This window comes from Arthrobacter sp. 05L44 (assembly GCF_056397605.1).
The window spans coordinates 150762-170665 of the sequence record NZ_JBFTNS010000003.1 but is presented as its reverse complement, the minus strand read 5'-3'; the positions used below and the strand labels follow the sequence as shown (position 1 = coordinate 170665).

The following is a 19904-nucleotide window of genomic DNA, read 5'->3' as shown; positions in this document are numbered from 1 at the left end:
GCCCGAGAGATCAGGGGATCAGATGGCCGTGTGCGGCGCCTGGCCCTCGTCGCCGTGCTGTTCGACGGCCCGGCGCTGCCGCAGGCGGTCGAGCCGGTTCATCACGGGCGCGGTCGTGGCGCCGTGCAGCACAATCGACAGGGCCACCACCAGCCCCACGAACGCCCAGAGCTGTTCGGCCTGCGCGCTGAAGTTCCCGTGGCCGAGGGCGAAGGCGAGGTAGTAGAGCGAGCCGATGCCGCGGATGCCGAAGAAGGAAATGGCGGTCCGTTCCCGCGGGCCGGTCTTGCCCCGCGCGAGCCCGGCCCAGCCGGCCAGCGGGCGCACCAGCAGCAGGAAGGCCAGCGCCACGAGCACCTCGGCCCAGCCGATGCCGGCCAGCAGGCCGCGGGCGATCGACCCGCCCAGGAGCACCAGGATCACCACGGTCATCAGCCGCTCGAGCTGCTCGACGTAGGAGTGCATCACCCGGTGGAACCCGTGGGTGCGCTCGGCGGCCCGGATGGTGACGGCGCAGACGAAGACCGCCACGAACCCGTAGCCCTCCAGCATCTGCGTCACGCCGTAGGCCAGGAACGTCGCCGCCAGCGCCACGAACCCCTCGGAGTGGTCGGAGAGCCGCACGCTCTCGTGCCGGGCCCCGAAGAAGAGGCGCCCCAGGAGTTTCCCGGTTCCCAGACCCAGCACCACGCCGATCCCGATCCGCCAGAGCACGTCCATGGCGAACCAGTGCCCCAGCCAGTCCGTCGTCCCGGCGCCGGCCAGGCTGATCGCGATGGCCAGGTAGACGAACGGGAACGCCAGGCCGTCGTTCAGGCCGGCCTCGGAGGTCAGACCGAACCGGATCTCGTCCTCGCGCTCGGTTTCCCCTTCCTCGTCGGCCGGCTCCCCCACCTGCACCTCGGAGGCGAGGACCGGGTCGGTCGGGGCGAGCGCGGCGGCCACCAGGAGTGCCGCGCCCAGGCCGAAGCCCAGGAACCAGAGCCCCAGCAGCGTCAGGCCGACGATGCACAGCGGCATGGCCAGGCCGAGCATCCGCCAGGTGGTGGACCACGCCCGGCGGCCGAGCGGACGGTCGAGCGCCAGCCCGGCGCCCATAAGGGAGATGATGACGCACACTTCTGTCAGGTGGGTGACGAATTCCCCGTGTTGCAGCGGGTCGGGGTCCGGCAGTGACGGAATTACGGTGAAGGCCAGCATGCCGGCGCCCAGGAACACCATGGGCATCGAGAGGGGCGCGTTGCGCAGCAGTTTGGGCAGGACAGCCGCGATGAACACGGCAACACCGGCCGCGGCGAAGACAATACTGGGAGCATCGAACATGCGTGCGTTCTCCTTCCGATCCCGGGCGCCGGCCCGGAATGGGTCGGGGCGCCGTTCCAACGGAACGGCGCCCCTCGCCTCAAAACATATACCGCCTTCTGCACACTATCTGCTCAGGGCGGGGACGCCACGCCGGACAGACTAGAATGTAGGGTGGCCAACCGGCCTGATTCTAGGAAAGACCAGTTAATGAACACACACACCATGCAGACCCAGGCCTCTGACGCCACGTCGATCAAGCTCTCGTTTGCCAGCGCCCACGAGGTCCACCACGGCCTCGAGAAGGCCGTCAACACCCTTATCGCGTCGGCCGTCCAGGACCGCCGCTGCGGGATCCGGGTTACCCGCCACGAGCCGGGCGCCTACACGGTAGCGCTCGACGAAACGGTTCCTTTCGGTGAAACCCACGAGGACATCGCCGCCTAGTCTGGCGGCACACGCGAACCAGTTTGGCGGCACACACGAAGGGCCGGTGGGGATACTCCCCCACCGGCCCTTCGTTTTTGCCCGGCCGCGCTGAGCCGCGCTGCTTCGCCGCAGATACCTGCAGGTACCTAGCTGCGCCGCACCTGCACGCCGTCGGACTTCAAAAACAGCTGCGCCTCGGACGGGGTGCCCGGCACCAGCCACAGCACGTTGCCGCTGGATGACACTTCTTCGACTTCCCCGGCCGACAGCACCTGGGCGTGCTTCAGGATTTCCACCCGGTCACCCGCCTTCAGGCTTTTCCAGTCGGAAACCGTGGCGGCGAACGCCGTGCGCCTGGACAGGACAGTCCCGCGTGCTTTCATGAACTTCTACCCCTTTGTAGGTTCCTGCCACAACATCTTTGGTGTGGGCTTACTCATATTTTTACTACACTTCCCGGGCCCCCGCCGACCGTGTCGCCGAACATTTCGGGGGCGCCGGGAAATCCCCGCATGCCGCGTATTTTCTTTGCCGTCAGGCCAGATTTCCGACGGCGGATTCGGCGGCCGCCCGGACCTTCCCGGAGGCGACCAGCACGTCCGCCGCTTCCAGTTCGGGTGACAGGAACCGGTCCGTGCCCGGGCCCTCCACCACGGAGCGCAGCACGTCGATGACGGCGGCGCCGGCCGGGCCCGGGGTGAGCTCCCCGCCGGAGAGCTGTGTCCGGATGTCCAGCGCGCGGGCCGAGGTCACCAGTTCGATCGCGAGGACCCGGCGCAGGTTCTCCACCGCGCGGCGGAGCTTGCGGGCCGCGTGCCAGCCCATGGAGACGTGGTCCTCCTGCATCGCCGAGCTCGGGATCGAGTCCACTGACGCCGGTACGGCCAGCCGCTTGTTGTCCGAGACCAGCCCGGCCTGCGTGTACTGGGCGATCATCAGGCCGGAATCGACGCCGGGATCGGCGGCGAGGAATGCCGGGAGGCCGTGTGAGCGGGCCGGGTCCAGCATCCGGTCGGTGCGGCGCTCGGCGATGGAGCTCAGGTCCGCGACGGCGATGGCCAGGTAGTCCAGGACATAGGCCACCGGGGCGCCGTGGAAGTTGCCGTTGGAGCTGACCCGGCCGTCCGGGAGCACCACGGGGTTGTCGATGGCGGCGGCGAGCTCGCGGGAGGCCACCAGGGCCGCGTGGTCCACGGTGTCGCGGACTGCGCCGGCCACCTGGGGTGCACAGCGGAGCGAGTAGGCGTCCTGGACCTTGGTGTCGTTGATGCGGTGCGAGGCCACAATCGGAGAGTTGGACAGGACCCGCAGCATGTTATCCGCCGAGGCGGCCTGCCCCGGATGCGGCCGGAGCGCGGCGTGCAGCTCGGGCAGGAACACCTGGTCCGTGCCGAGCAGCGCCTCGACGCTGAGCGCGGCGGTGATGTCCGCCGTCGTCAGCAGCTGGCGGAGATCGGCGATGGCCATCAGCAGCATGCCGAGCATGCCCTCGGTGCCGTTAACCAGCGCCAGGCCTTCCTTCTCGGCCAGGGTGACCGGTTCGATCCCGTGCGCGGCGAGGAGCTCGGCGACCGGGCGGGCACCCTTTACGCCGTACAGTTCCCCGTCCGGGCCAGTGGCTTCGCCTTCACCCATAAGGACCAGCGCGCAGTGCGAGAGCGGGGCGAGGTCGCCGGAGCAGCCGAGGGAGCCGAATTCGCGGACCACGGGGGTGATGCCGGCGTTCAGGACGTCCACCATGGTCTGCAGCACCACGGGACGGACCCCGGTGCGGCCGGAGGCGAGGGTCTTGGCGCGCAGGAACATGATGCCGCGGACCACTTCGCGTTCCACGGCCGGGCCCATACCGGCGGCGTGGCTGCGGATGAGCGACTTTTGCAGCTGGGTGCGCAGTTCGCCGGGGATGTGCCGGTTGGCCAGCGCCCCGAAGCCCGTGGAGATGCCGTAGGCGGGGACGTCGCTGTGGGCGAGGTCGTCGATGTGGGCGCGGACCTTCGCGACGGCGTCGAGGGCGTCCTGGGCGATGGTTACGTGCGCGTCGAGGCGGGCGACGGCGACGACGTCCTCGGGGGTCACGCCGCTGGAGCCGAGGGTGACGGTGAGCGGTGAGTGGGTGGTGAGGGTCATTGCGACCTTCCTAAATTTGAGGGTGGGGGCTGGGTTAGCGGGTTTCCAACATGGGGATGCGGACGCCGCGTTCGTTGGCGACCTCGACGGCGCGGTCGTAGCCGGCGTCGGCGTGGCGGATAACGCCCATGCCGGGGTCGTTGGTGAGGAGGCGTTCGAGCTTCTGCGCGGCGAGGTCGGTGCCGTCGGCGACGGAGACCTGGCCGGCGTGGATGGAGCGGCCGATGCCGACGCCGCCGCCATGGTGCAGGGAGACCCAGGTGGCGCCCGAGGCGGTGTTGAGCAGGGCGTTGAGCAACGGCCAGTCGGCGATCGCGTCGGAGCCGTCGGCCATCGCCTCGGTCTCGCGGTACGGGGAGGCGACGGAGCCGGAGTCCAGGTGGTCGCGGCCGATCACGATAGGGGCCTTGACCTTGCCTTCCTTGACCAGCTGGTTGAACAGCAGGCCGGCCTTGGCGCGTTCGCCGTAGCCGAGCCAGCAGATGCGGGCCGGCAGGCCCTCGAATTCAACGCGCTCGCCGGCGGCGTCGATCCAGCGGTGCAGGTGCTTGTTCTCGGGGAAGAGTTCCTTGATGGCCTTGTCCGTGACGGCGATGTCCTCCGGGTCGCCGGAGAGTGCCACCCAGCGGAACGGGCCGAGCCCCTCGCAGAACAGCGGCCGGATGTAGGCCGGGACGAAGCCGGGGAACTCGAATGCACGGTTGTAGCCCCCCTTGCGGGCCTCGTCGCGGATGGAGTTGCCGTAGTCGAAGACCTCGGCCCCGGCGTCCTGGAATTCGACCATGGCCTGGACGTGCTTGGCCATGGACGCCTGGGCCTTCTTGGTGAAGCCCTCGGGATCGGCGGCGGCCTCGCGGTGCCATTCCTCGACGGTGATGCCCTCCGGCAGGTAGCTCAGGGGGTCATGCGCGGAGGTCTGGTCCGTCACGATGTCCACGGTGAGCTCGCTGGCGTTGTGGCGGCGCAGGATTTCGGGGAAGACCTCGGCGGCGTTGCCGACGTAGCCCACGGACCAGCCGCGGCGTTCTTCCTTGGCTTTGAGGACCTTGGCGATCGCGGTGTCGAGGTCGGTCTCGACCTCGTCGAGGTAGCGCTTGCCGGCCCGGCGGCGCAGGCGGGTCTCATCGACGTCGACGATCAGGCAGGCGCCGTCGTTGAGGGTGACGGCGAGCGGCTGGGCGCCGCCCATGCCGCCGCAGCCGCCGGTGAGGGTCAGGGTGCCCGCGAGCGTGCCGTTCTCGTCCCCGGTGAGTTTCCGGGCGATCGCGGCGAAGGTTTCGAAAGTGCCCTGCAGGATGCCCTGGGTGCCGATGTAGATCCAGGAGCCCGCGGTCATCTGGCCGTACATCATGAGGCCCTCGGCCTCGAGGCGGCGGAATTCGGGCCAGTTGGCCCAGTCGCCGACCAGATTGGAGTTGGCCAGCAGTACGCGGGGCGCCCATTCGTTGGTCCGGAAGACACCGACGGGTTTGCCGGACTGGACCAGCAGGGTCTCGTCCTTCTCCAAGGTTTCCAGGGTGCGGGTGATCGCGTCGAACGCCGCCCACGAGCGGACGGCCCGGCCGGTGCCGCCGTAGACCACGAGGTCGTCCGGGCGTTCTGCCACCTCGGGGTCCAGGTTGTTCATCAGCATCCGCAGCGGGGCCTCGGTCTGCCAGCTCTTGGCGCTGAGCGTGGTGCCGCGGGCTGCTTTGACCGGGCGGGCACCGGTGGTGAAATCGGCGGGTGCCATGGTGGCTCCTTCGTATCTGGTGTTCGGGAAGAGGTTCTGTATCAACTAAAGCCTGTCGGCCGCACCGGAAACAGGGGGTTCAAACGGGTACTGTCCGGAATGCCAGACCCGACCGGCCGCGCTAAAGCGCCGGTTCCCGGACCCGGAACGGAGCCTAGTGCGCGCTGGTGGGGCTGGGGCGGCCGTGGATCCGGACGGAGAGGTCATCGGCGACTTTTTTGACCCGCGCGGCGAGGACCGGCCACTGTTCGGCGGGCAGTTTGTCCTCCAGGAATGTGACGGCGACGGCGGCGGTCGGCCAGCCGGTGTGGTCGGTGACGGCGGCTGCGATCGATCCGAATCCCGGGGTCACCTCGCCGTGCTCGGTGGCGTAGCCCCGCTGCCGGACCTGGTCCAGGTGGGAGGACAGCACCGAGTACTTGGTAATGGGCGTTTCCGTCTCATGCCGGGCACTGAAGGCCGCGGCGTTCGGGTACAGCGCCCGGACCTGGGACTTCGGCAGCGCGGCCAGGATGGCCCGGCCGCTGGCGGTGAGGTGGCTGGGCAGCCGGACGCCGACGTCGGTCACGAGGGAGGGCCGGTTCTTGGCCCGCTCCTCCACGATGTAGAGCACGTCCCGGCCGTGCAGCACCGCCAGGTGGGCGCTCTCGCCGATGACATCCACGAGTGTCGCGAGCATCGGCCGGCCCAGCCGCGAGAGCGGTTCCTGCCGGGAGTACGCGGAGCTGAGCTCGAAGGCGCTGATGCCGAGCCCGTAGCGCTGCTCCTCGTGCAGGTGCAGCACAAAACCGTTGGCCTCCATCACCCCCAGCAGGTGGTAGACGCTGGAGCGCGGCAGCCCCAGGGACGTGGCAATGTTCGACGCCGCCATCGGCCCGCGCTTGGAGGCCAGCAGTTTCAGGATGCGCAGCGTGTTCTCGGCCGCTGGCACCTTGGAGGCGGGCCTGGCGGCTGCCGCCTTAGGCTCGACGGCGGGTGCCTCCGCGGGCAGGGTGGTGGTGGTCATGTGGTCCTCTTCAGCATCGGCCGGTGTCCGGTATCCCGTACTTAAGCATGCCTCCGGATGGTGCCAGCCGGGAGGATCCCGTTCGCACGCGTGTCTGGAATCCCAGACAATCCTGCTGCCTGCTGGGCGGAAGGAAGCTCCGCGGCCGGAGCCTCCGGAGCGGGCGCAGCGTCCAAGTATCCCGCGCCGCCGCCCAAGTGGTGCCGGGCAGGGAAGGGGTAAACGTTACTCGTGTGACTGGTGGGACCGGAGCCTAGGGTGGCTGCACGGGGGCACCGGAACGGCGGCGGTCAGGCTGGGGAGCCCGCATCACCCGGGCCGGGCCCCCGCGAAGGATGTCGGTTCGCGGGCAAGGAGCACTCCCATGGGTCATTCACAGACGGCAGGCACGCGGTCTGCGGGACGGCTCGGCCGGGTCCTTGGCCGCGCCGCACACACTCTTCGCGGCGAGCGGGTCCCGTTCCGGATCGGCCAGGTGGTGGTGGGCGACGACCCCTTCAATGGCCGCCGGCAGGGGACCGTGGTGGCGGTCAGGGCACCGTTCGTGGGGCTGCGCATCCCCGGGACACCGGCCGGAACCCTGATGTTCTTCGATTACCGGGACGTGCGGTCCGCCGAATAGGCGGGCAGGCGGGCCCGCCGGGAGGACCGCAAGGCCACCCGGCCACTCCGGCCGCCCCGGCCTTAAGACGGAAGACCCGCCCGGGCAGGAATGCCCGGGCGGGTCTGCAGCCGATCCCTGTTGCGCAGGGTTAGCGGGCGGACCAGCCGCCGTCCATCGTGTAGCTGGCGCCGGTGACCATACCGGCGTCGTTCGAGGCCAGCCACGCCACCAGGGAGGCGACCTCCTCCGGCTCCACCAGGCGCTTGACGGCGGCCTCGGTAAGCATGATCTTGGTCAGCACCTCGGACTCGGGAATGCCGTGTACCTTGGCCTGGTCGGCGATCTGCGACTCCACCAGCGGGGTGCGGACGTAGCCGGGGTTGATGCAGTTCGAGGTGACCCCGTGGGCGCCGCCTTCCAGGGCCGTGACCTTGCTGAGCCCCTCGAGGCCGTGCTTGGCGGACACGTAGGCCCCCTTGAACGGCGAGGCCCGGAGCCCGTGGACCGAGGAGAGGTTGATGATCCGGCCGAACCCGTTGGCGTACATGTGCGGCAGCGCGGCGCGGATCAGCAGGAACGGCGCTTCCAGCATGAGGGTGATGATGCGGCGGAAGTCGGCCGGATCGAACTCCTCGATCGGGCTGATGCGCTGGATCCCGGCATTGTTGACCAGGATGTCGCAGTCCAGGCTGAGCGTCTGCAGGGCCTCGACGTCGAGCAGGTTGACGGCCCAGGCGGTGCCGCCCACCTCGTCGGCGAGGGCGGTAGCGGCGGCCTCGTCGACGTCGGCGACCACCACCTTCGCTCCCCTTGCCGCGAGGGCGCGGACGCTGGCCGCGCCGATCCCGCCTGCACCGCCGGTGACCAAGGCCTTGCGGCCGTTGAGCGTATTTTCCATTACCCAGCCTTCCAGTTCAGAGATTCAGCGTGATCAGAGTCAAGCACGTCGGGGTGATGCGGGTCAGCGGCTGGCCGCGACGGCCAGGCCTTCGCGTTCGGCGTCGGCCCGGTCAACGTCCTCGAGGGCGACGCCCTTGGTTTCCTTGAGGCTGAGCACGGCCACCGTGGTGATGGCGCACGCGACAACGAGGTAGATGGCGGTGGGCAGCCAGGATCCGGTGTCCTTCAGCCACGCCGTGGCCAGGAGCGGCGCCAGCGAGCCGGCGAAGATCGAGGTGACCTGCGAGCCGAGGGAGACGCCGGCGTAGCGCATCCGGGTGGGGAACAGCTCGGACATCAGGGCGGGCTGGCCGGCGTACATAAAGGCGTGCAGGCACAGGCCGATCGTCACCGCGAGCACGATGATCACCGGGTTGCGGGTGTCGAACATCGGGAACGCGAAGAACGGCCAGGTGGCCCCGGTGATGGCGCCGACCAGGTAGACCGGCTTCCGGCCCCAGCTGTCCACCAGCCGGCCCACCTGCGGGATTACGAGGAAGTGGATAACGTGGGCGATCAGCAGGGCCAGCAGCAGCGAGGAGGTGTCGTACTTGTGGACGGACTTCAGGTAGACGATCGCGAAGCTGACCACGAGGTAGTACATGATGTTCTCGGCGAAGCGGAGGCCCATGGCCTGCAGGATGCCCTTGGGGTACTTGCGGATCACTTCGCGGACCCCGAAGCTCACGGCCTGCTCCTGCTCGAGCTGCGCCTTGGCCTCAAGGAAAATCGGCGACTCGGAGACGTGGGTTCGGATGTAGTAGCCGACGAACACGATCACCGCGGAGAGCCAGAACGCCACGCGCCAGCCCCAGCCGAGGAAGTCGGCGGCGCTCAGGACGTTGGACATGATGAACAGGACCAGGGTGGCCAGCAGGTTGCCGACAGGGACGGCGGCCTGGGGCCAGCTGGACCAGAAACCGCGGGACTCGTTGGGGCTGTGTTCGGCCACGAGCAGCACGGCGCCGCCCCATTCACCGCCGAGCGCAAAGCCCTGGATGAAGCGCAGCGCAACCAGCAGCGCCGGGGCGAGGTAGCCGATGTCGACGAAACCCGGCAGGCAGCCCATCAGGAAGGTGGAGACGCCAATGATGACAATGGTCAGCTGCAGGGTGGGCTTGCGGCCCAGCTTGTCGCCGATCTGGCCGAAGACGACGCCGCCGAGCGGGCGGGCCACGAAACCGACGGCGTAGGTCAGGAAGGCCTGGATGATGCCGTCGAGCTCGTTGCCGGAGGCGGGGAAGAAGTACTTGCCGAACACCAGGGTGGCGGCGGTGGCGTAGAGGAAGAATTCGTACCATTCCACGACGGTGCCAACCATGGATGCGGCGACGATTTTCTTGAGGCCTGCACCCTTGGGGGCTGCGGCGGGGGGTGTTGCGGAGCGTTGGTCTACGCTCATGTCGATCTCCTTAGTGTCCACGATGACACGCGCTGTGATGCACGGCACTGAAAATGGGCTTCATCGAGTATTGCCGCAGATTTAGAGCGGTTCAATGGCCAAAGCGGCACCATGTATGTGCAGAATTGCAGATATGAACGCTAACCCGGATGACCTGCTGGTCCTGCTGGCCGTCTCCCGTTCGGCAAAATTCACGACGGCGGCCCAGGCCCTGGGCCTGAACCACACCACCGTCTCCCGCCGGATCGCGACCCTTGAGAAGGCCCTTGGCGGCCGGGTGCTGTCCCGGGCCGCCGGCGGCTGGGAGCTGACCGAGCTCGGCGCCGCCGCCGTCGCCGTCGCGGAACAGGTGGAGGGCGCGGTGCGGTCGCTCGAGCAGCCCGGAACGACGCCGGACCCGGTCACCGGCGTCGTCCGCATGACGGCCACCGACGGCTTCAGCGCCTATATCGCCGCCCCGGCGGTGGCCCGGCTCCGCCGGCACCACCCCGGGCTCAGCGTCGAAATCATCACGGTGACGCGGCGGGCGTTGCAGCAGCGCTCCGGGCTGGACATCGAGGTGGTGGTCGGCGAGCCACAAGTGCACCGGGCGGAGGCGGCCCGGCTGGGCGAGTACATGCTGGGCATGTACGCCTCGCGCAGCTACCTGGCCGAGTACGGAACCCCGGCCTCGGTGGAGGAGTTGAAGGCGCACCCCCTGGTGTATTTCGTGGACTCCATGCTGCAGGTTGATGACCTCGATGCGCCGCGGCGGCTGGTGCCGACCATGCGGGACGGGCTGAGCTCCACCAACGTGTTTGTCCACGTTGAAGCGACCCGCGCCGGGGCCGGAATCGGCTTCCTGCCGTGCTTCGCCGCGGACCTGCACCCGGACCTGGTCAGACTGCTGCCGGACGAGTTCGCGGAGCGGCTCCCCTACTGGATGGTGCTGCGGCCGGACTCAATGCGCCGGCCGGCAGTGGCCGCCGTCGTCCAGGCCCTGCGTGAGCAGACGGACGCCCACCGCGAAGCGCTCATGGGGCGCGGCGGCTACGCATCGATTGCTCCGTAGGCGCCGTTTTGGGGCGTAAAAAGGGCAGTTACGGAGCAGTCGGCGACGACGGCGTCGGGCCGGGTGCCGCCGGTGCCGTCGCCGGGGACGCCGGGGCTTCGGGGTCGTGGCGGACGGCGGCACCACCGGCGAAGGCCCGGACCTTGGCGTCGTTCCAGATGTGGGCGGGCACAGCGCCGCCCAGCAGGCGCCGGGCCAGGCCCGGGTCCTCGTCGAACGGCAGGTCGCTGCCGGCGATGATCATGTTGCCGTAGCGCCGGCCTTTGAGCATGGCGGGGTCGGCGATGATCATGGTGTGCGCAAAGGCCGCGGCAATGGTGGCGGCGTCCTCGCGGGCGTTGCTCAGGGCCGGGGCGTCGCCGGAGTTCACCACGTAGATCCCGCCCGGGGCCAGGACGTGCCGGGCGTGGGCGGTGAACTCGCTGGTGGTCAGGGGCCGCGGGGTGACGGAGCCGGCGAAGACGTCCCGGATGATGAGGTCCCGCGTTTGTGGCGTGAGGGCCTCGGTCACTTCCCGCGCCTCGCCCACCCGCAGGCGCAGGAGCGGGGCCTTGGGGAGGTCGAACCAGCCGCGGACGTACTCGGCGAGCTTGCCGTCCAGCTCCACCACCACCTGGCGGGCCTCCGGATAGGCAGCATGGAAGTAGCGTGCCAGCGAGCACGCCCCGCCGCCCAGGTGCAGGCCGCGCAGCTTGGGCCGTCCCGCCGGCGGCCAGCGAGATTCCACCAGGGCCGCGATCCAGCGCATGTATTCGAAGTCGAGGAACAGCGGATCGGCGAGGTCGATGTGGGAGCTCATCACGCCGTTGATCCGCAGCAGCCACCCGGTGGAATTGTCCTGGTCCGGGATCAGCTCGCAGTCGCCGGTGTCGATGTAGTAGACGCCCGCGGCGGGACCGTCCGGGCGGGTGCCCTTGGGCGCATCCACCACTCCCGGCGTCGAGGTTCCGGCGTTGCGGCCGGCCGCCCTGCCCCGCTTTGCCATCAGGCGCCCGCCGTTCCGTCCATGCTTCAACCCTAACCGGCGGGAACCCAGCAATTTCAAAATGGACCTTGCAACCAGATGCCAAGCATGCTTACCATCTAAAGGTAATCATGCTTACTATTCGCGTTCGGCGCTGCCGGTGCTCCTCCCCGGCGGCAGATCTACAAGGAAAGAGAGCGACGATGACAGAGAACCAGTGGCCCCAGGACAGCGGCTACGGCACCCCGGGAGCGCCAGCGGGTACCCAGTTCGGCGCGGAGCCGGAGCTGCGGCCAAGCACAACTTTCCCGTCGGCCGCAGGGTCGGCCTCCAAGACGGACACCGCCAAGGACGAGGCCGGCGAAGTGAAGCGGCAGGCCGCCGATTCGGCGCAAAACGTGACCGAGACGGCGAAGGCCGAGGCCGCGAATGTGGCCGGCGAAGTCAAGAGCAACGCCAAGGACCTCCTTAACCAGGCCCGGAGCGATCTCACCGCGCAGGCCGGGACCCAGCAGCAGAAAGCCGCCGAGGGCCTGCGCTCCATCTCCAACGAACTCCACACGATGGCCGCAGCCTCGGACCAGCCCGGCGTCGCCACCGACCTCATCCGCCAGGCCGCGGAGCAGTCCTCCTCAGTGGCCTCATGGCTGGACAACCGTGACCCTGGGTCGCTGCTGAACGAAGTGAAATCCTTCGCCCGCCAGCGTCCGGGCACCTTCCTGCTGGCCGCCGCCGGCGCCGGCATCCTCGCCGGCCGCCTGAGCCGCAGCCTCAGCGCGGGAGCTCCGGACACGGCCGCGACGGCCTCGTCCCCGTCAACCCGGCCGGCCGCCCCCATCACCCGGGTTCCCGATGCCGGCGTCGCGGTCCCCCCGCCGCCGGTTAGCTACCCGGAAACGACGACGGCGGGCGCCGCCGGAACGTACCCGGAGACCACGACGGCGGGCGCCGAGACCTACCCGCCCAGCCCGCTCGAGGGTTCCGGCACGCAGGCGGACCCGTGGGCCAACGACCCGCTGGCCGCCGATCCCTACCGTATTGACCCGGCCATTGATCCCGACCGTAAGGATCCGTTCGACGGAGGCCGTCGATGAGCAGCGAGATGCCTACGGGCGCCCCGATGCCTCCAACGGAGGCCCACGTCAAAGCCGAAACCAACTCCCTGGGCGATCTGCTCGGTGACGTTACGCGGGACATGTCCACCCTGATGCGTCAGGAAGTGGAACTCGCGAAAGCCGAGCTGAAGCAGACCGCCGGCCGGGCCGGCAAGGGCAGCGGCATGTTTGCCGGTGCCGGCATTGCCGGCCACTTCGTCCTGCTGTTCCTCTCCCTTGCCCTGTGGTGGGGACTCGGAACGCTGATGGGGCTGGGATGGTCCGGCGTCATCGTCGCAGTTCTCTGGGGCATCATCGGCGCCGTCCTGGCCTCGGTGGGGCGCAAGGAACTGAAGGCCATCAAGGGTATGCCGCAGACGGCGGAGACCCTCCAGGAGATCCCCCCGACCCTCAAGCCCAGCCACTAGAGCGAGGAAAACACCATGAGTGAAAACCCGGATGCCATCCGCGCAGACATCGAAGCAACCCGCGCCCGGCTCGGCACCAACGTCGATGCCGTCGCGGACAAAGTGACCCCGTCCCACATCGTCCAGCGCCAGACGGACAAGGTAAAGGACGCAGTCTTCGGAGTGAAGGAGAAAGTCATGGGAGCAACCGACCACACGGCCGGCAACGTGCACTCCGCCGGCGGCAGCGCCGCCGCGCACCTGAGCGATGCCGGCTCTGCCGTCGCCGACGCGCCGCACCAGGTAAAGGTAAAGGCCCAAGGCAATCCCCTCGCCGCCGGTCTTATTGCCTTCGGCGCTGGCCTGCTCGTGTCCTCGCTGGTCCCTGCCAGCCAAAAGGAACGCGAAGCGGCCGACGCGCTGAAGACGGCCGCCGAGCCGCTCACCAACGAGCTGACCGAAGCCGCGAAGCACGTGGCCGAGGGCCTCAAGGAGCCTGCCCAGGACGCCATGGAGAACGTCAAGGCCACGGCCTCCGACGCCGCCCAGAACGTCAAGGGCGAGGGCCAGGTTGCCGTCGCCGACGTGAAGGACCGCGCGGCCGACGCCAAGGACAACGTCCAGCAGGCCTAGCCAGACCCGGCAGACGGCCGGCTGCCCCGCTGACGCGTGTGGGCAGCCGGCCGCTGCGCTTAACCACGAAAGAAGATTCCGATGGCCAAGAACCACACTCCGGCTCAAACCGGCTCCATGGACGACGCCGAAACCGCCGAGAGCAGCACCGCCAAAGCCCGCACTGCGCCCGCACCGGATGACTCCCGCAAGCCGGAGCGCCCCACGGATGTCAGCAAGCCCTCCTGGAAGTACATCGCCAAGAAGACCCTCCGCGAGTTCACCAAAGACCAGTGCCCCGACCTGGCCGCATCGCTGACCTACTACTCGGTGCTCTCGATCTTCCCGGCCCTGTTGGCGCTGGTTTCCCTGCTGGGCCTCTTCGGAGACGCCCAGAAAACCACATCGGCGCTGCTGGACATCGTTCAGGGAATCGCGCCGGGCGAGACGGTCAAGACGCTCCGCCCGGTGGTGGAGGAGCTGGCCGGCTCACCGGCTGCGGGCCTCACGTTCATCCTCGGCCTCCTCACCGCACTCTGGTCCGCCTCCGGCTATGTCGGGGCGTTCGGCCGGGCCATGAACCGCGTGTACGAGATCGACGAGGGCCGGCCCTTCCTCAAGCTGCGCGGCACCATGCTCGGCGTCACGGTCGTCAACCTGCTGATCGTCGTAGTGCTGGCCGCGATGCTCGTGCTCAGCGGGCCCGTGGCGGAGTCCGTCGGGAACATCATCGGCCTGGGCGCGGCCTTCCTTGCCGTCTGGAACATCGCCAAGTGGCCGGTGATGCTGGTGCTGGTCATTGTGGCGATTGCCATCCTCTACTACGCCACCCCCAACGTGAAGCAGCCGAAATTCCGCTGGATGAGCATGGGATCAGCCATTGCCCTCGTGGTCTTCCTGGTGGCTTCCGTGGCCTTCGGGTTCTACGTGGCCTACTCCAACAGCTACAACAAGACCTACGGGGCCATCGGCGGAGTGATCATCGCGCTGCTCTGGCTGTGGATCCTGAACATGTCGCTGCTGTTCGGCGCCGAGTTCGACGCCGAAACCGAGCGGGGCCGCCAGCTCCAGGCCGGCATCGAGGCCGAGGAGACCATCCAGCTCCCGCCGCGGGACACCAAGCAGAGCGACAAGCTGCAGGCCAAGGAGGAAGAGGACATCAGCCGCGGACGGGAGCTGCGGGAAGAACACAGCGGCCGCGGTCCGCGGGACCAAAGCCCCTAGCCGCCGGGGGCCGCGCCGGTTGTAATAGGCACACGCACCGCTGGGGGTGCTACGTCCGCCTAATCGGGAGGATCCATGCCGGCGCCCGCAGCAGGTTCAGGTAGAGCCGCCGTCGCCGTGGGCTATGACGGCTCCGAATCCTCGCAGCTGGCCGTCCGCTGGGCCGCCGAGTACGCCGCCGCCCATGATCTTCCGGTCCGTGTGGTGCACGTCTGGGTCTGGCCGATGTTCACCAAGGACCTGGGCCCGGTCAAGGGTGTTGCCGGCAGCGGCCTCCGCCACTCGGCGGAAGCCATCCTCGCCGAAGGTGTCGGCCTGGCCTACGGCGTGGACCCGGGGCTCGCCGTCGAGGGCGTGATGGAGGCTGGACTGCCGTCGAAAGTCCTGCGGGAGGCGGCCGACGGCGCGGCCCTTCTGGTGGTGGGCAGCCGCGGGATGGGCGGGGTCCTCGGCCACCTGGCCGGATCGGTGTGCCTGGAGCTCGCCGGCGCCGCGCCGTGCCCGCTGATGGTGGTCCGCCGGCCGCACCTGCCCGGCCGGCCCGTCTTCGCCGGCATCGACGCCGAACCCGGCAGCTCGGCGGTGCTGGCTGCCGCCGCCGGGTTGGCCGCCGCCACCGGCGCCGAACTCAGGCTTATCCACGTGGACCCGGGCCGCGGCGGGGAGGGCACGGACCATGGCCGGCACGCCCCGCTGCACGGCCAGGAGCTGTTGGATTACGCGCTGGGGGCGGCCGAAAAACTTGCCCCGGCCCTGCCCGTCACCGGAACCCTGAAAGAGGGCCACGCCGCGGCCCGGGAACTGGTGGACGCCGCCGAGGACGCGGATGTGCTGGTGCTCGGCACCCACCACCGCGGGCGGGGCATAGGCAACACAGTTTCTGCAGTGCTGCACAAGGCGGCCTGCAATGTCATGATTACCCGCTGATTCCGGGCTCCGGGACACGCGGCCGCCGCACCCGGGATCTGGAGTCGGGCCAGAAAGGGAGGCTCCGTGCGAGCCTGGTGGGTTGCGCAGCCGGGACCGATCGACACTGGTCCGCTGCTGGCCGGCGAGCGCCCCGACCCCGTCCCCGGCCGCGGGGAGGTCCTGGTGCGTGTCCGGGTCTGCGGGGTGTGCCGCACCGACCTGCACTTGGCCGAGGGTGACCTGGCGCCGCGGCGTCCCGGAGTTATCCCCGGGCACGAGGTGGTCGGGGAGGTCATTGGCAACGGCGCGGGCGCCACCCGGTTCCGTCACGGCGAGCGGGTCGGCGTGGCGTGGCTCGGCGGGACGTGCCGTTCCTGCCGTTTTTGCCTGCGGGGCCAGGAAAACCTGTGCTTGTCCCCCACGTTCACCGGCTGGGACCGGGACGGCGGCTACGCCGAGCTCATCACGGTCGCCGAAGACTTCGCCTACCGGGTGCCCGATTCTTTCCGTGATGAGGAGGCGGCGCCGCTGCTGTGCGCCGGCATCATCGGCTACCGGGCCCTGCTCCGTGCCGAGCTGCCCATCGGCGGGCGGCTGGGCATTTACGGCTTCGGCGCCTCCGCCCACCTGGCCGCGCAGCTTGCGCTGAACCAGGGGGCCAGGGTGTACGTGATGACGCGGTCGCCCGCGGCGCAGCGCCTGGCCCTGCAGCTCGGGGCCACCTTCGCCGGCGGCGCCGACGACGACCCCCCGGACCCGCTCGACGCGGCCATCCTGTTCGCCCCGGCCGGCAGCCTGGTGCCGCCCGCGCTGCGGGCCCTGGACCGGGGCGGAACCCTCGCCGTCGCCGGCATCCACCTCAGCGAGATCCCGCCACTGGACTACGCCGCGGACCTGTTCCAGGAGCGGCAGCTGCGCAGCGTCACGGCCAACACCCGGGCCGACGGTGAGGAGTTCTTCCGCCTCGCCGCGGAGATCCCGCTCCGGCCCACCACCGTGGTCTACCCCTTCGACGCCGCCGACCTTGCCCTGCAGGACCTGGCCGGCGACCGGGTGACCGGCGCCGCAGTCATCCGCGTTGCCCCGTGACCGGCTGCGGGAATTCGTGCTGCTCCCCGGCCCGGAGCAGGATCTCGCGGTTCCCCACCCGGACCAGGACGGGGGCCGCGTCCCCCGGGGCGGCGGCCACCAGCAGCCGCCCGGTGTCCAAGTGCACAGCCAACAGCTGGTCGCGGTAACGGACGCTGAAGTCGACGCGGCGGAGCTCGGCCGGGAGCCGCGGCGTGAAGCCGAGGGCGTCGCGGGTGATCCGCAGCCCCGCGAAGCTGCGCTGGACAACGTCGATCGTGCCGGCCATGGCGCCCAGGTGGATGCCCGAGCTGGTGGTGCCGCCCTGGGTGTCGTCCAGGTCCGCGTCCAGGGCCTCCCGGAAGGTGGCCCAGGCGCGTTCCGGATCGCGCTGCGCGAGGACCGAGGCGTGGGCCACCCGGCTCAGGGTGGAGCCGTGCGCCGTGCGGGCAAGGTAGAAGTCCACGGTCGCGGCCATCTGCTGCGGGGTGACCGGGTACCCCAGCCGCCCCAGGAACCCCACCAGCTGGTCCTCGCCCAGGAGGTAGAACAGCATCAGGACGTCCGCCTGTTTGGCCAGCCGGTAGTGGTTAGTGCTGTCCCCCTCCGCCTCCAGGATCAGGTCCAGCCGCTCAATGTTGCGGTACCGGCGGCGGTAGCCGGCCCAGTCCAGTTCCCGGAGCCCGCCGTAGCCGGCGAACTGGCTGATGATGCCCCCGCCGTGGAACGGCACGAACATGCGCCGGCTCAGGGTCGCCCAGTGCGCAATCTCGGCCGCGGTGATGCCCAGCCGCGCCCGGAGGTCCGCCATGTCAAAGCCCTGGACCGACCGCATGATCCACTCCGCCTGGTCGAAGACCCAGGCGGCCATGACGTTGGTGTACGCGTTGTCGTCCAGGCCGCCGCCCGGACGGTCCGGCGCACCGGTGTGGTACTCGTCGGGGCCCATAACGCCGCGGAGGTGGAACCTGTCGCCGGCGGCGTCGTAGTCCGCCATGGAGGCGAACAGGCGTGCGACCTCGACAATCAGTTCCGCCCCGTGCCGGGTCAGCCAGCCGCGGTCCTGGGTGGCTTCGAAGTATTGCCATGCGTTGTAGGCCACTGCCAGGCCCACGTGCCGCTGCAGGTGCGAGTAGTCCGGCAGCCAGTGCCCGGAGAGTTTGTTAAAGAGCAGCCGGGGTGTCTGCTCGGTGCCGTCGCTGCCGCTTTGCCACGGGAAGAGCGCGCCGCGCAGCCCGGCCGCCCTGGCCGCGTCGCGGGCTGTACCGAGCCGGCGCCAGCGGTAGTCGATCAGTTCACGGGCAACGGCGGGAAGCCGGGAGTTCAGCACCGGCAGGACGAACAGCTCGTCCCAGAACACGTGGCCGCGGTACCCCTCGCCGTGCAGCCCGCGGGCGGGCACCCCCGCGTCCAGCTCGGCGGTGTGCGTGGTCAGCGTCTGGAGCAGGTGGAAGACGTGCAGGTTCAGGATCAGCTGGGCCTGGGCCGGGGCATCCGATTCGATGACGAACGGTGCCAGGAGCAGGGACCAGGCCTTTTCGTGCTCCGCGAGGAGCGTCTCGAAGCCGCCCGCGCGCGCCAGCACGGCCTGCGCCCCGGTGAGTGGCGAGGATACGGCGTGGTCCCGCGAAGTGGCGATCCCCACCGTCTTGGTGACCGTCACCGGGGTTCCGTCCGCCACCGGGATCTCGAAGCGGTGCGCGTACAGTCCGCCCTGCCGTTCAAAGGTGCCGTTGGCCGGGCCGGAGACTTCGGTGCGCAGGGCCAGGGCGACGCCGATCCCGCTTTGGCTCGTCTGCACCTGGACGCAGAGTCCGACGGCGCCGCGTCCGGCGTCGCTGTCCGCCGCCTGCACGTCCGTCAGGTGCCGTTTGGACAGCTGCGCATCCTCCGGGACGTTGGCATTGGTGACGTCTGTATCGCAGCCGCTGCGGACGCTGATGCTTCCGCTCCACCCGTCGGCGGTGAGCACGGTCTGCAGGGCGGCGAGGTGGGGGTCGGCCATCGAGACGATCCGGCGCTGCACCAGCTGAAGCCGCCGCCCGGCGTCGTCCTCCAGTTCCGCTTCCCGGGTGAGCAGTGCGCGCGTGAGGTCCAGCGTGCGGCGCTCCCGGCGGAGCGCCAGGCCGCCCTCGGACCACCAGCCGCCGTCGCCGATCCGCACGTCCAGGTGCAGCCAGTCGGGGATGTTGACCACGTGTTCGTCCACGGTTTTTTGGCCCTGCACCACACTGTCCAGCCGGTTGTAGACCCCCGCCAGGTAGGTGCCGGGATAGTGGATGGCGCCGCCGCGGTGTTCCGGGGCGGCGCCGCGGGTGGCCAGGTATCCGTTGCCGAGGGTGGTGAGGGCCTCGCGGTGGCCCTCGTGGGCCGGGTCGAAGCCCTCATAGACCAGCTTCCACGGGTGGGTGATGACCAGGCCGATGTCGAGTTCACCGACGTCCTCCACCACGATGTCCGCGCCGGCGGCCTCCAGGGCGGCCCGCCGCCCGGCCCGGTCGATGCCGACCACCAGGCCGAAGCCCGCCGCCATGCCCGCTGCCACGCCGGCCGCTGTTGCTTCCACCGCCATGGCCCGGTGCGGCGCGATGTCCAGGCGGCGGACCGCTGCCAGGGCGGGCGGGACCGCGCCGGGGTCGTCCCGCCCCGGCCCGCGTCCCTGTCCGCTGACGACGACGTCGAAGACGCTGTCCAACCCGGCGGCCGCGAGCAGCGCGCCGGCGTCGGGGGCGGAGGTGGCCAGCAGCACCGGGACCCCGCCGGCGCGGAGCCGGTCGAGGAGCGCCACGGTGCCCGGGTATGCCCGCTGAACGGTGTCCAGGACCACCTCGAGGGCAAAGACCACCCCGTCGACGGGCGCCAGTGCGGCTGCGGCTGTGGGCGACTCCGTCATGCGCTATTCGTACCAGTCATCGCGGCTGCGTGACAGTGGCGGGCGGCCCGGGGATTGGGCCGGTCCGCGCAGTAGGATGCAGGTATTCGCAGATGCCGGGTCTTGGACGAGGGTCTTGTACGAGGGACGAGGCGGGACAGC

18 protein-coding genes are annotated in these 19904 nt (G+C 69.7%); 9 read left to right on the top strand and 9 right to left on the bottom strand.

What is annotated here, in order from left to right; translation table 11 throughout:
* Positions 1-18: 18 nt before the first annotated feature.
* On the bottom strand, positions 19-1323 hold the full coding sequence (locus tag AC1DHY_RS09545) for a cation:proton antiporter (protein WP_476878149.1): 1305 nt from the start codon (positions 1321-1323) through the stop codon (positions 19-21).
* A 189-nt stretch (positions 1324-1512) separates the two neighbouring features.
* On the opposite strand from AC1DHY_RS09545, the gene AC1DHY_RS09540 reads away from it, so the two are divergent.
* Positions 1513-1749, top strand: a complete 237-nt coding sequence (locus AC1DHY_RS09540; protein ID WP_476878150.1) for a hypothetical protein — start codon at positions 1513-1515, stop codon at positions 1747-1749.
* A 128-nt stretch (positions 1750-1877) separates the two neighbouring features.
* Here AC1DHY_RS09540 and AC1DHY_RS09535 read toward each other — a convergent pair whose 3' ends face one another.
* The 4 genes from AC1DHY_RS09535 to AC1DHY_RS09520 all read right to left on the bottom strand — a co-directional run bounded on the left by AC1DHY_RS09535 (position 1878) and on the right by AC1DHY_RS09520 (position 6596).
* Complete coding sequence (locus AC1DHY_RS09535) at positions 1878-2114, bottom strand: hypothetical protein (RefSeq protein WP_476878151.1); 237 nt, start codon at positions 2112-2114, stop codon at positions 1878-1880.
* 151 nt (positions 2115-2265) lie between these two features.
* Positions 2266-3858, bottom strand: a complete 1593-nt coding sequence (hutH, locus tag AC1DHY_RS09530; protein WP_476903526.1) for a histidine ammonia-lyase — start codon at positions 3856-3858, stop codon at positions 2266-2268.
* A gap of 34 nt (positions 3859-3892) precedes the next feature.
* The gene (locus AC1DHY_RS09525) at positions 3893-5590 is read right to left on the bottom strand and encodes a urocanate hydratase (protein ID WP_476878153.1); all 1698 of its coding nucleotides are present in this window, start codon (positions 5588-5590) and stop codon (positions 3893-3895) included.
* Positions 5591-5744: 154 nt separating this feature from the next.
* Positions 5745-6596 carry an IclR family transcriptional regulator gene (locus tag AC1DHY_RS09520; protein ID WP_476878154.1) on the bottom strand — a complete coding sequence of 284 codons (852 nt, stop codon included), beginning with the start codon at positions 6594-6596 and terminating at the stop codon, positions 5745-5747.
* A gap of 364 nt (positions 6597-6960) precedes the next feature.
* Between AC1DHY_RS09520 and AC1DHY_RS09515 the strand changes: the two genes are divergently transcribed.
* Positions 6961-7218, top strand: coding sequence for a hypothetical protein (locus tag AC1DHY_RS09515; protein WP_476903525.1), 258 nt, complete (start codon positions 6961-6963; stop codon positions 7216-7218).
* Between the two features lie 130 nt (positions 7219-7348).
* On the opposite strand, the gene AC1DHY_RS09510 is transcribed toward AC1DHY_RS09515, so the two are convergent.
* Both AC1DHY_RS09510 and AC1DHY_RS09505 read right to left on the bottom strand, forming a co-directional pair.
* Entirely contained in the window at positions 7349-8098 is a 750-nt protein-coding gene (locus AC1DHY_RS09510) for a 3-hydroxybutyrate dehydrogenase (RefSeq protein ID WP_476903524.1), read from the bottom strand.
* A gap of 63 nt (positions 8099-8161) precedes the next feature.
* Complete coding sequence (locus AC1DHY_RS09505; RefSeq protein WP_476878157.1) at positions 8162-9541, bottom strand: MFS transporter; 1380 nt, start codon at positions 9539-9541, stop codon at positions 8162-8164.
* Positions 9542-9674: 133 nt separating this feature from the next.
* On the opposite strand from AC1DHY_RS09505, the gene AC1DHY_RS09500 reads away from it, so the two are divergent.
* Positions 9675-10592: a LysR family transcriptional regulator gene (locus AC1DHY_RS09500; RefSeq protein ID WP_476878158.1), complete on the top strand. Its 918-nt coding sequence runs from the start codon at positions 9675-9677 to the stop codon at positions 10590-10592.
* Between the two features lie 28 nt (positions 10593-10620).
* Here AC1DHY_RS09500 and AC1DHY_RS09495 read toward each other — a convergent pair whose 3' ends face one another.
* Positions 10621-11577: a spermidine synthase gene (locus AC1DHY_RS09495; protein WP_476878159.1), complete on the bottom strand. Its 957-nt coding sequence runs from the start codon at positions 11575-11577 to the stop codon at positions 10621-10623.
* A 182-nt stretch (positions 11578-11759) separates the two neighbouring features.
* Here AC1DHY_RS09495 and AC1DHY_RS09490 point away from each other — a divergent pair, with 182 nt between their 5' ends.
* From AC1DHY_RS09490 to AC1DHY_RS09465, 6 genes are all read left to right on the top strand, one after another.
* Positions 11760-12650, top strand: coding sequence for a hypothetical protein (locus tag AC1DHY_RS09490; RefSeq protein ID WP_476903523.1), 891 nt, complete (start codon positions 11760-11762; stop codon positions 12648-12650).
* Positions 12647-13078, top strand: a complete 432-nt coding sequence (locus AC1DHY_RS09485) for a phage holin family protein (RefSeq protein ID WP_476877874.1) — start codon at positions 12647-12649, stop codon at positions 13076-13078. Before AC1DHY_RS09490 ends, AC1DHY_RS09485 begins: the two co-directional genes overlap by 4 nt.
* A gap of 15 nt (positions 13079-13093) precedes the next feature.
* Entirely contained in the window at positions 13094-13690 is a 597-nt protein-coding gene (locus AC1DHY_RS09480; protein ID WP_476877875.1) for a DUF3618 domain-containing protein, read from the top strand.
* A gap of 81 nt (positions 13691-13771) precedes the next feature.
* Positions 13772-14893 carry a YihY/virulence factor BrkB family protein gene (locus AC1DHY_RS09475; RefSeq protein WP_476877876.1) on the top strand — a complete coding sequence of 374 codons (1122 nt, stop codon included), beginning with the start codon at positions 13772-13774 and terminating at the stop codon, positions 14891-14893.
* Positions 14894-14968: 75 nt separating this feature from the next.
* The gene (locus AC1DHY_RS09470) at positions 14969-15820 is read left to right on the top strand and encodes a universal stress protein (RefSeq protein ID WP_476903522.1); all 852 of its coding nucleotides are present in this window, start codon (positions 14969-14971) and stop codon (positions 15818-15820) included.
* Positions 15821-15886: 66 nt separating this feature from the next.
* A complete protein-coding gene (locus AC1DHY_RS09465) occupies positions 15887-16891 on the top strand; it encodes a zinc-dependent alcohol dehydrogenase family protein (RefSeq protein WP_476877878.1) in 1005 nt (334 codons plus the stop codon).
* On the opposite strand, the gene AC1DHY_RS09460 is transcribed toward AC1DHY_RS09465, so the two are convergent.
* Complete coding sequence (locus AC1DHY_RS09460) at positions 16872-19763, bottom strand: glycosyl hydrolase family 65 domain-containing protein (RefSeq protein WP_476877879.1); 2892 nt, start codon at positions 19761-19763, stop codon at positions 16872-16874. The genes AC1DHY_RS09465 and AC1DHY_RS09460 overlap by 20 nt on opposite strands.
* Positions 19764-19904 lie beyond the last annotated feature (141 nt).

Coding starts and splice junctions, on each gene's coding strand:
- hutH (WP_476903526.1), bottom strand. CDS start 3,858: ATGACCCTCACCACCCACTCACCGCTCACCGTCACCCTCGGCTCCAGC.
- AC1DHY_RS09515 (WP_476903525.1), top strand. CDS start 6,961: ATGGGTCATTCACAGACGGCAGGCACGCGGTCTGCGGGACGGCTCGGC.
- AC1DHY_RS09480 (WP_476877875.1), top strand. CDS start 13,094: ATGAGTGAAAACCCGGATGCCATCCGCGCAGACATCGAAGCAACCCGC.
- AC1DHY_RS09535 (WP_476878151.1), bottom strand. CDS start 2,114: ATGAAAGCACGCGGGACTGTCCTGTCCAGGCGCACGGCGTTCGCCGCC.
- AC1DHY_RS09510 (WP_476903524.1), bottom strand. CDS start 8,098: ATGGAAAATACGCTCAACGGCCGCAAGGCCTTGGTCACCGGCGGTGCA.
- AC1DHY_RS09500 (WP_476878158.1), top strand. CDS start 9,675: ATGAACGCTAACCCGGATGACCTGCTGGTCCTGCTGGCCGTCTCCCGT.
- AC1DHY_RS09525 (WP_476878153.1), bottom strand. CDS start 5,590: ATGGCACCCGCCGATTTCACCACCGGTGCCCGCCCGGTCAAAGCAGCC.
- AC1DHY_RS09540 (WP_476878150.1), top strand. CDS start 1,513: ATGAACACACACACCATGCAGACCCAGGCCTCTGACGCCACGTCGATC.
- AC1DHY_RS09545 (WP_476878149.1), bottom strand. CDS start 1,323: ATGTTCGATGCTCCCAGTATTGTCTTCGCCGCGGCCGGTGTTGCCGTG.
- AC1DHY_RS09505 (WP_476878157.1), bottom strand. CDS start 9,541: ATGAGCGTAGACCAACGCTCCGCAACACCCCCCGCCGCAGCCCCCAAG.
- AC1DHY_RS09495 (WP_476878159.1), bottom strand. CDS start 11,577: ATGGCAAAGCGGGGCAGGGCGGCCGGCCGCAACGCCGGAACCTCGACG.
- AC1DHY_RS09475 (WP_476877876.1), top strand. CDS start 13,772: ATGGCCAAGAACCACACTCCGGCTCAAACCGGCTCCATGGACGACGCC.
- AC1DHY_RS09520 (WP_476878154.1), bottom strand. CDS start 6,596: ATGACCACCACCACCCTGCCCGCGGAGGCACCCGCCGTCGAGCCTAAG.
- AC1DHY_RS09490 (WP_476903523.1), top strand. CDS start 11,760: ATGACAGAGAACCAGTGGCCCCAGGACAGCGGCTACGGCACCCCGGGA.
- AC1DHY_RS09485 (WP_476877874.1), top strand. CDS start 12,647: ATGAGCAGCGAGATGCCTACGGGCGCCCCGATGCCTCCAACGGAGGCC.
- AC1DHY_RS09470 (WP_476903522.1), top strand. CDS start 14,969: ATGCCGGCGCCCGCAGCAGGTTCAGGTAGAGCCGCCGTCGCCGTGGGC.
- AC1DHY_RS09460 (WP_476877879.1), bottom strand. CDS start 19,763: ATGACGGAGTCGCCCACAGCCGCAGCCGCACTGGCGCCCGTCGACGGG.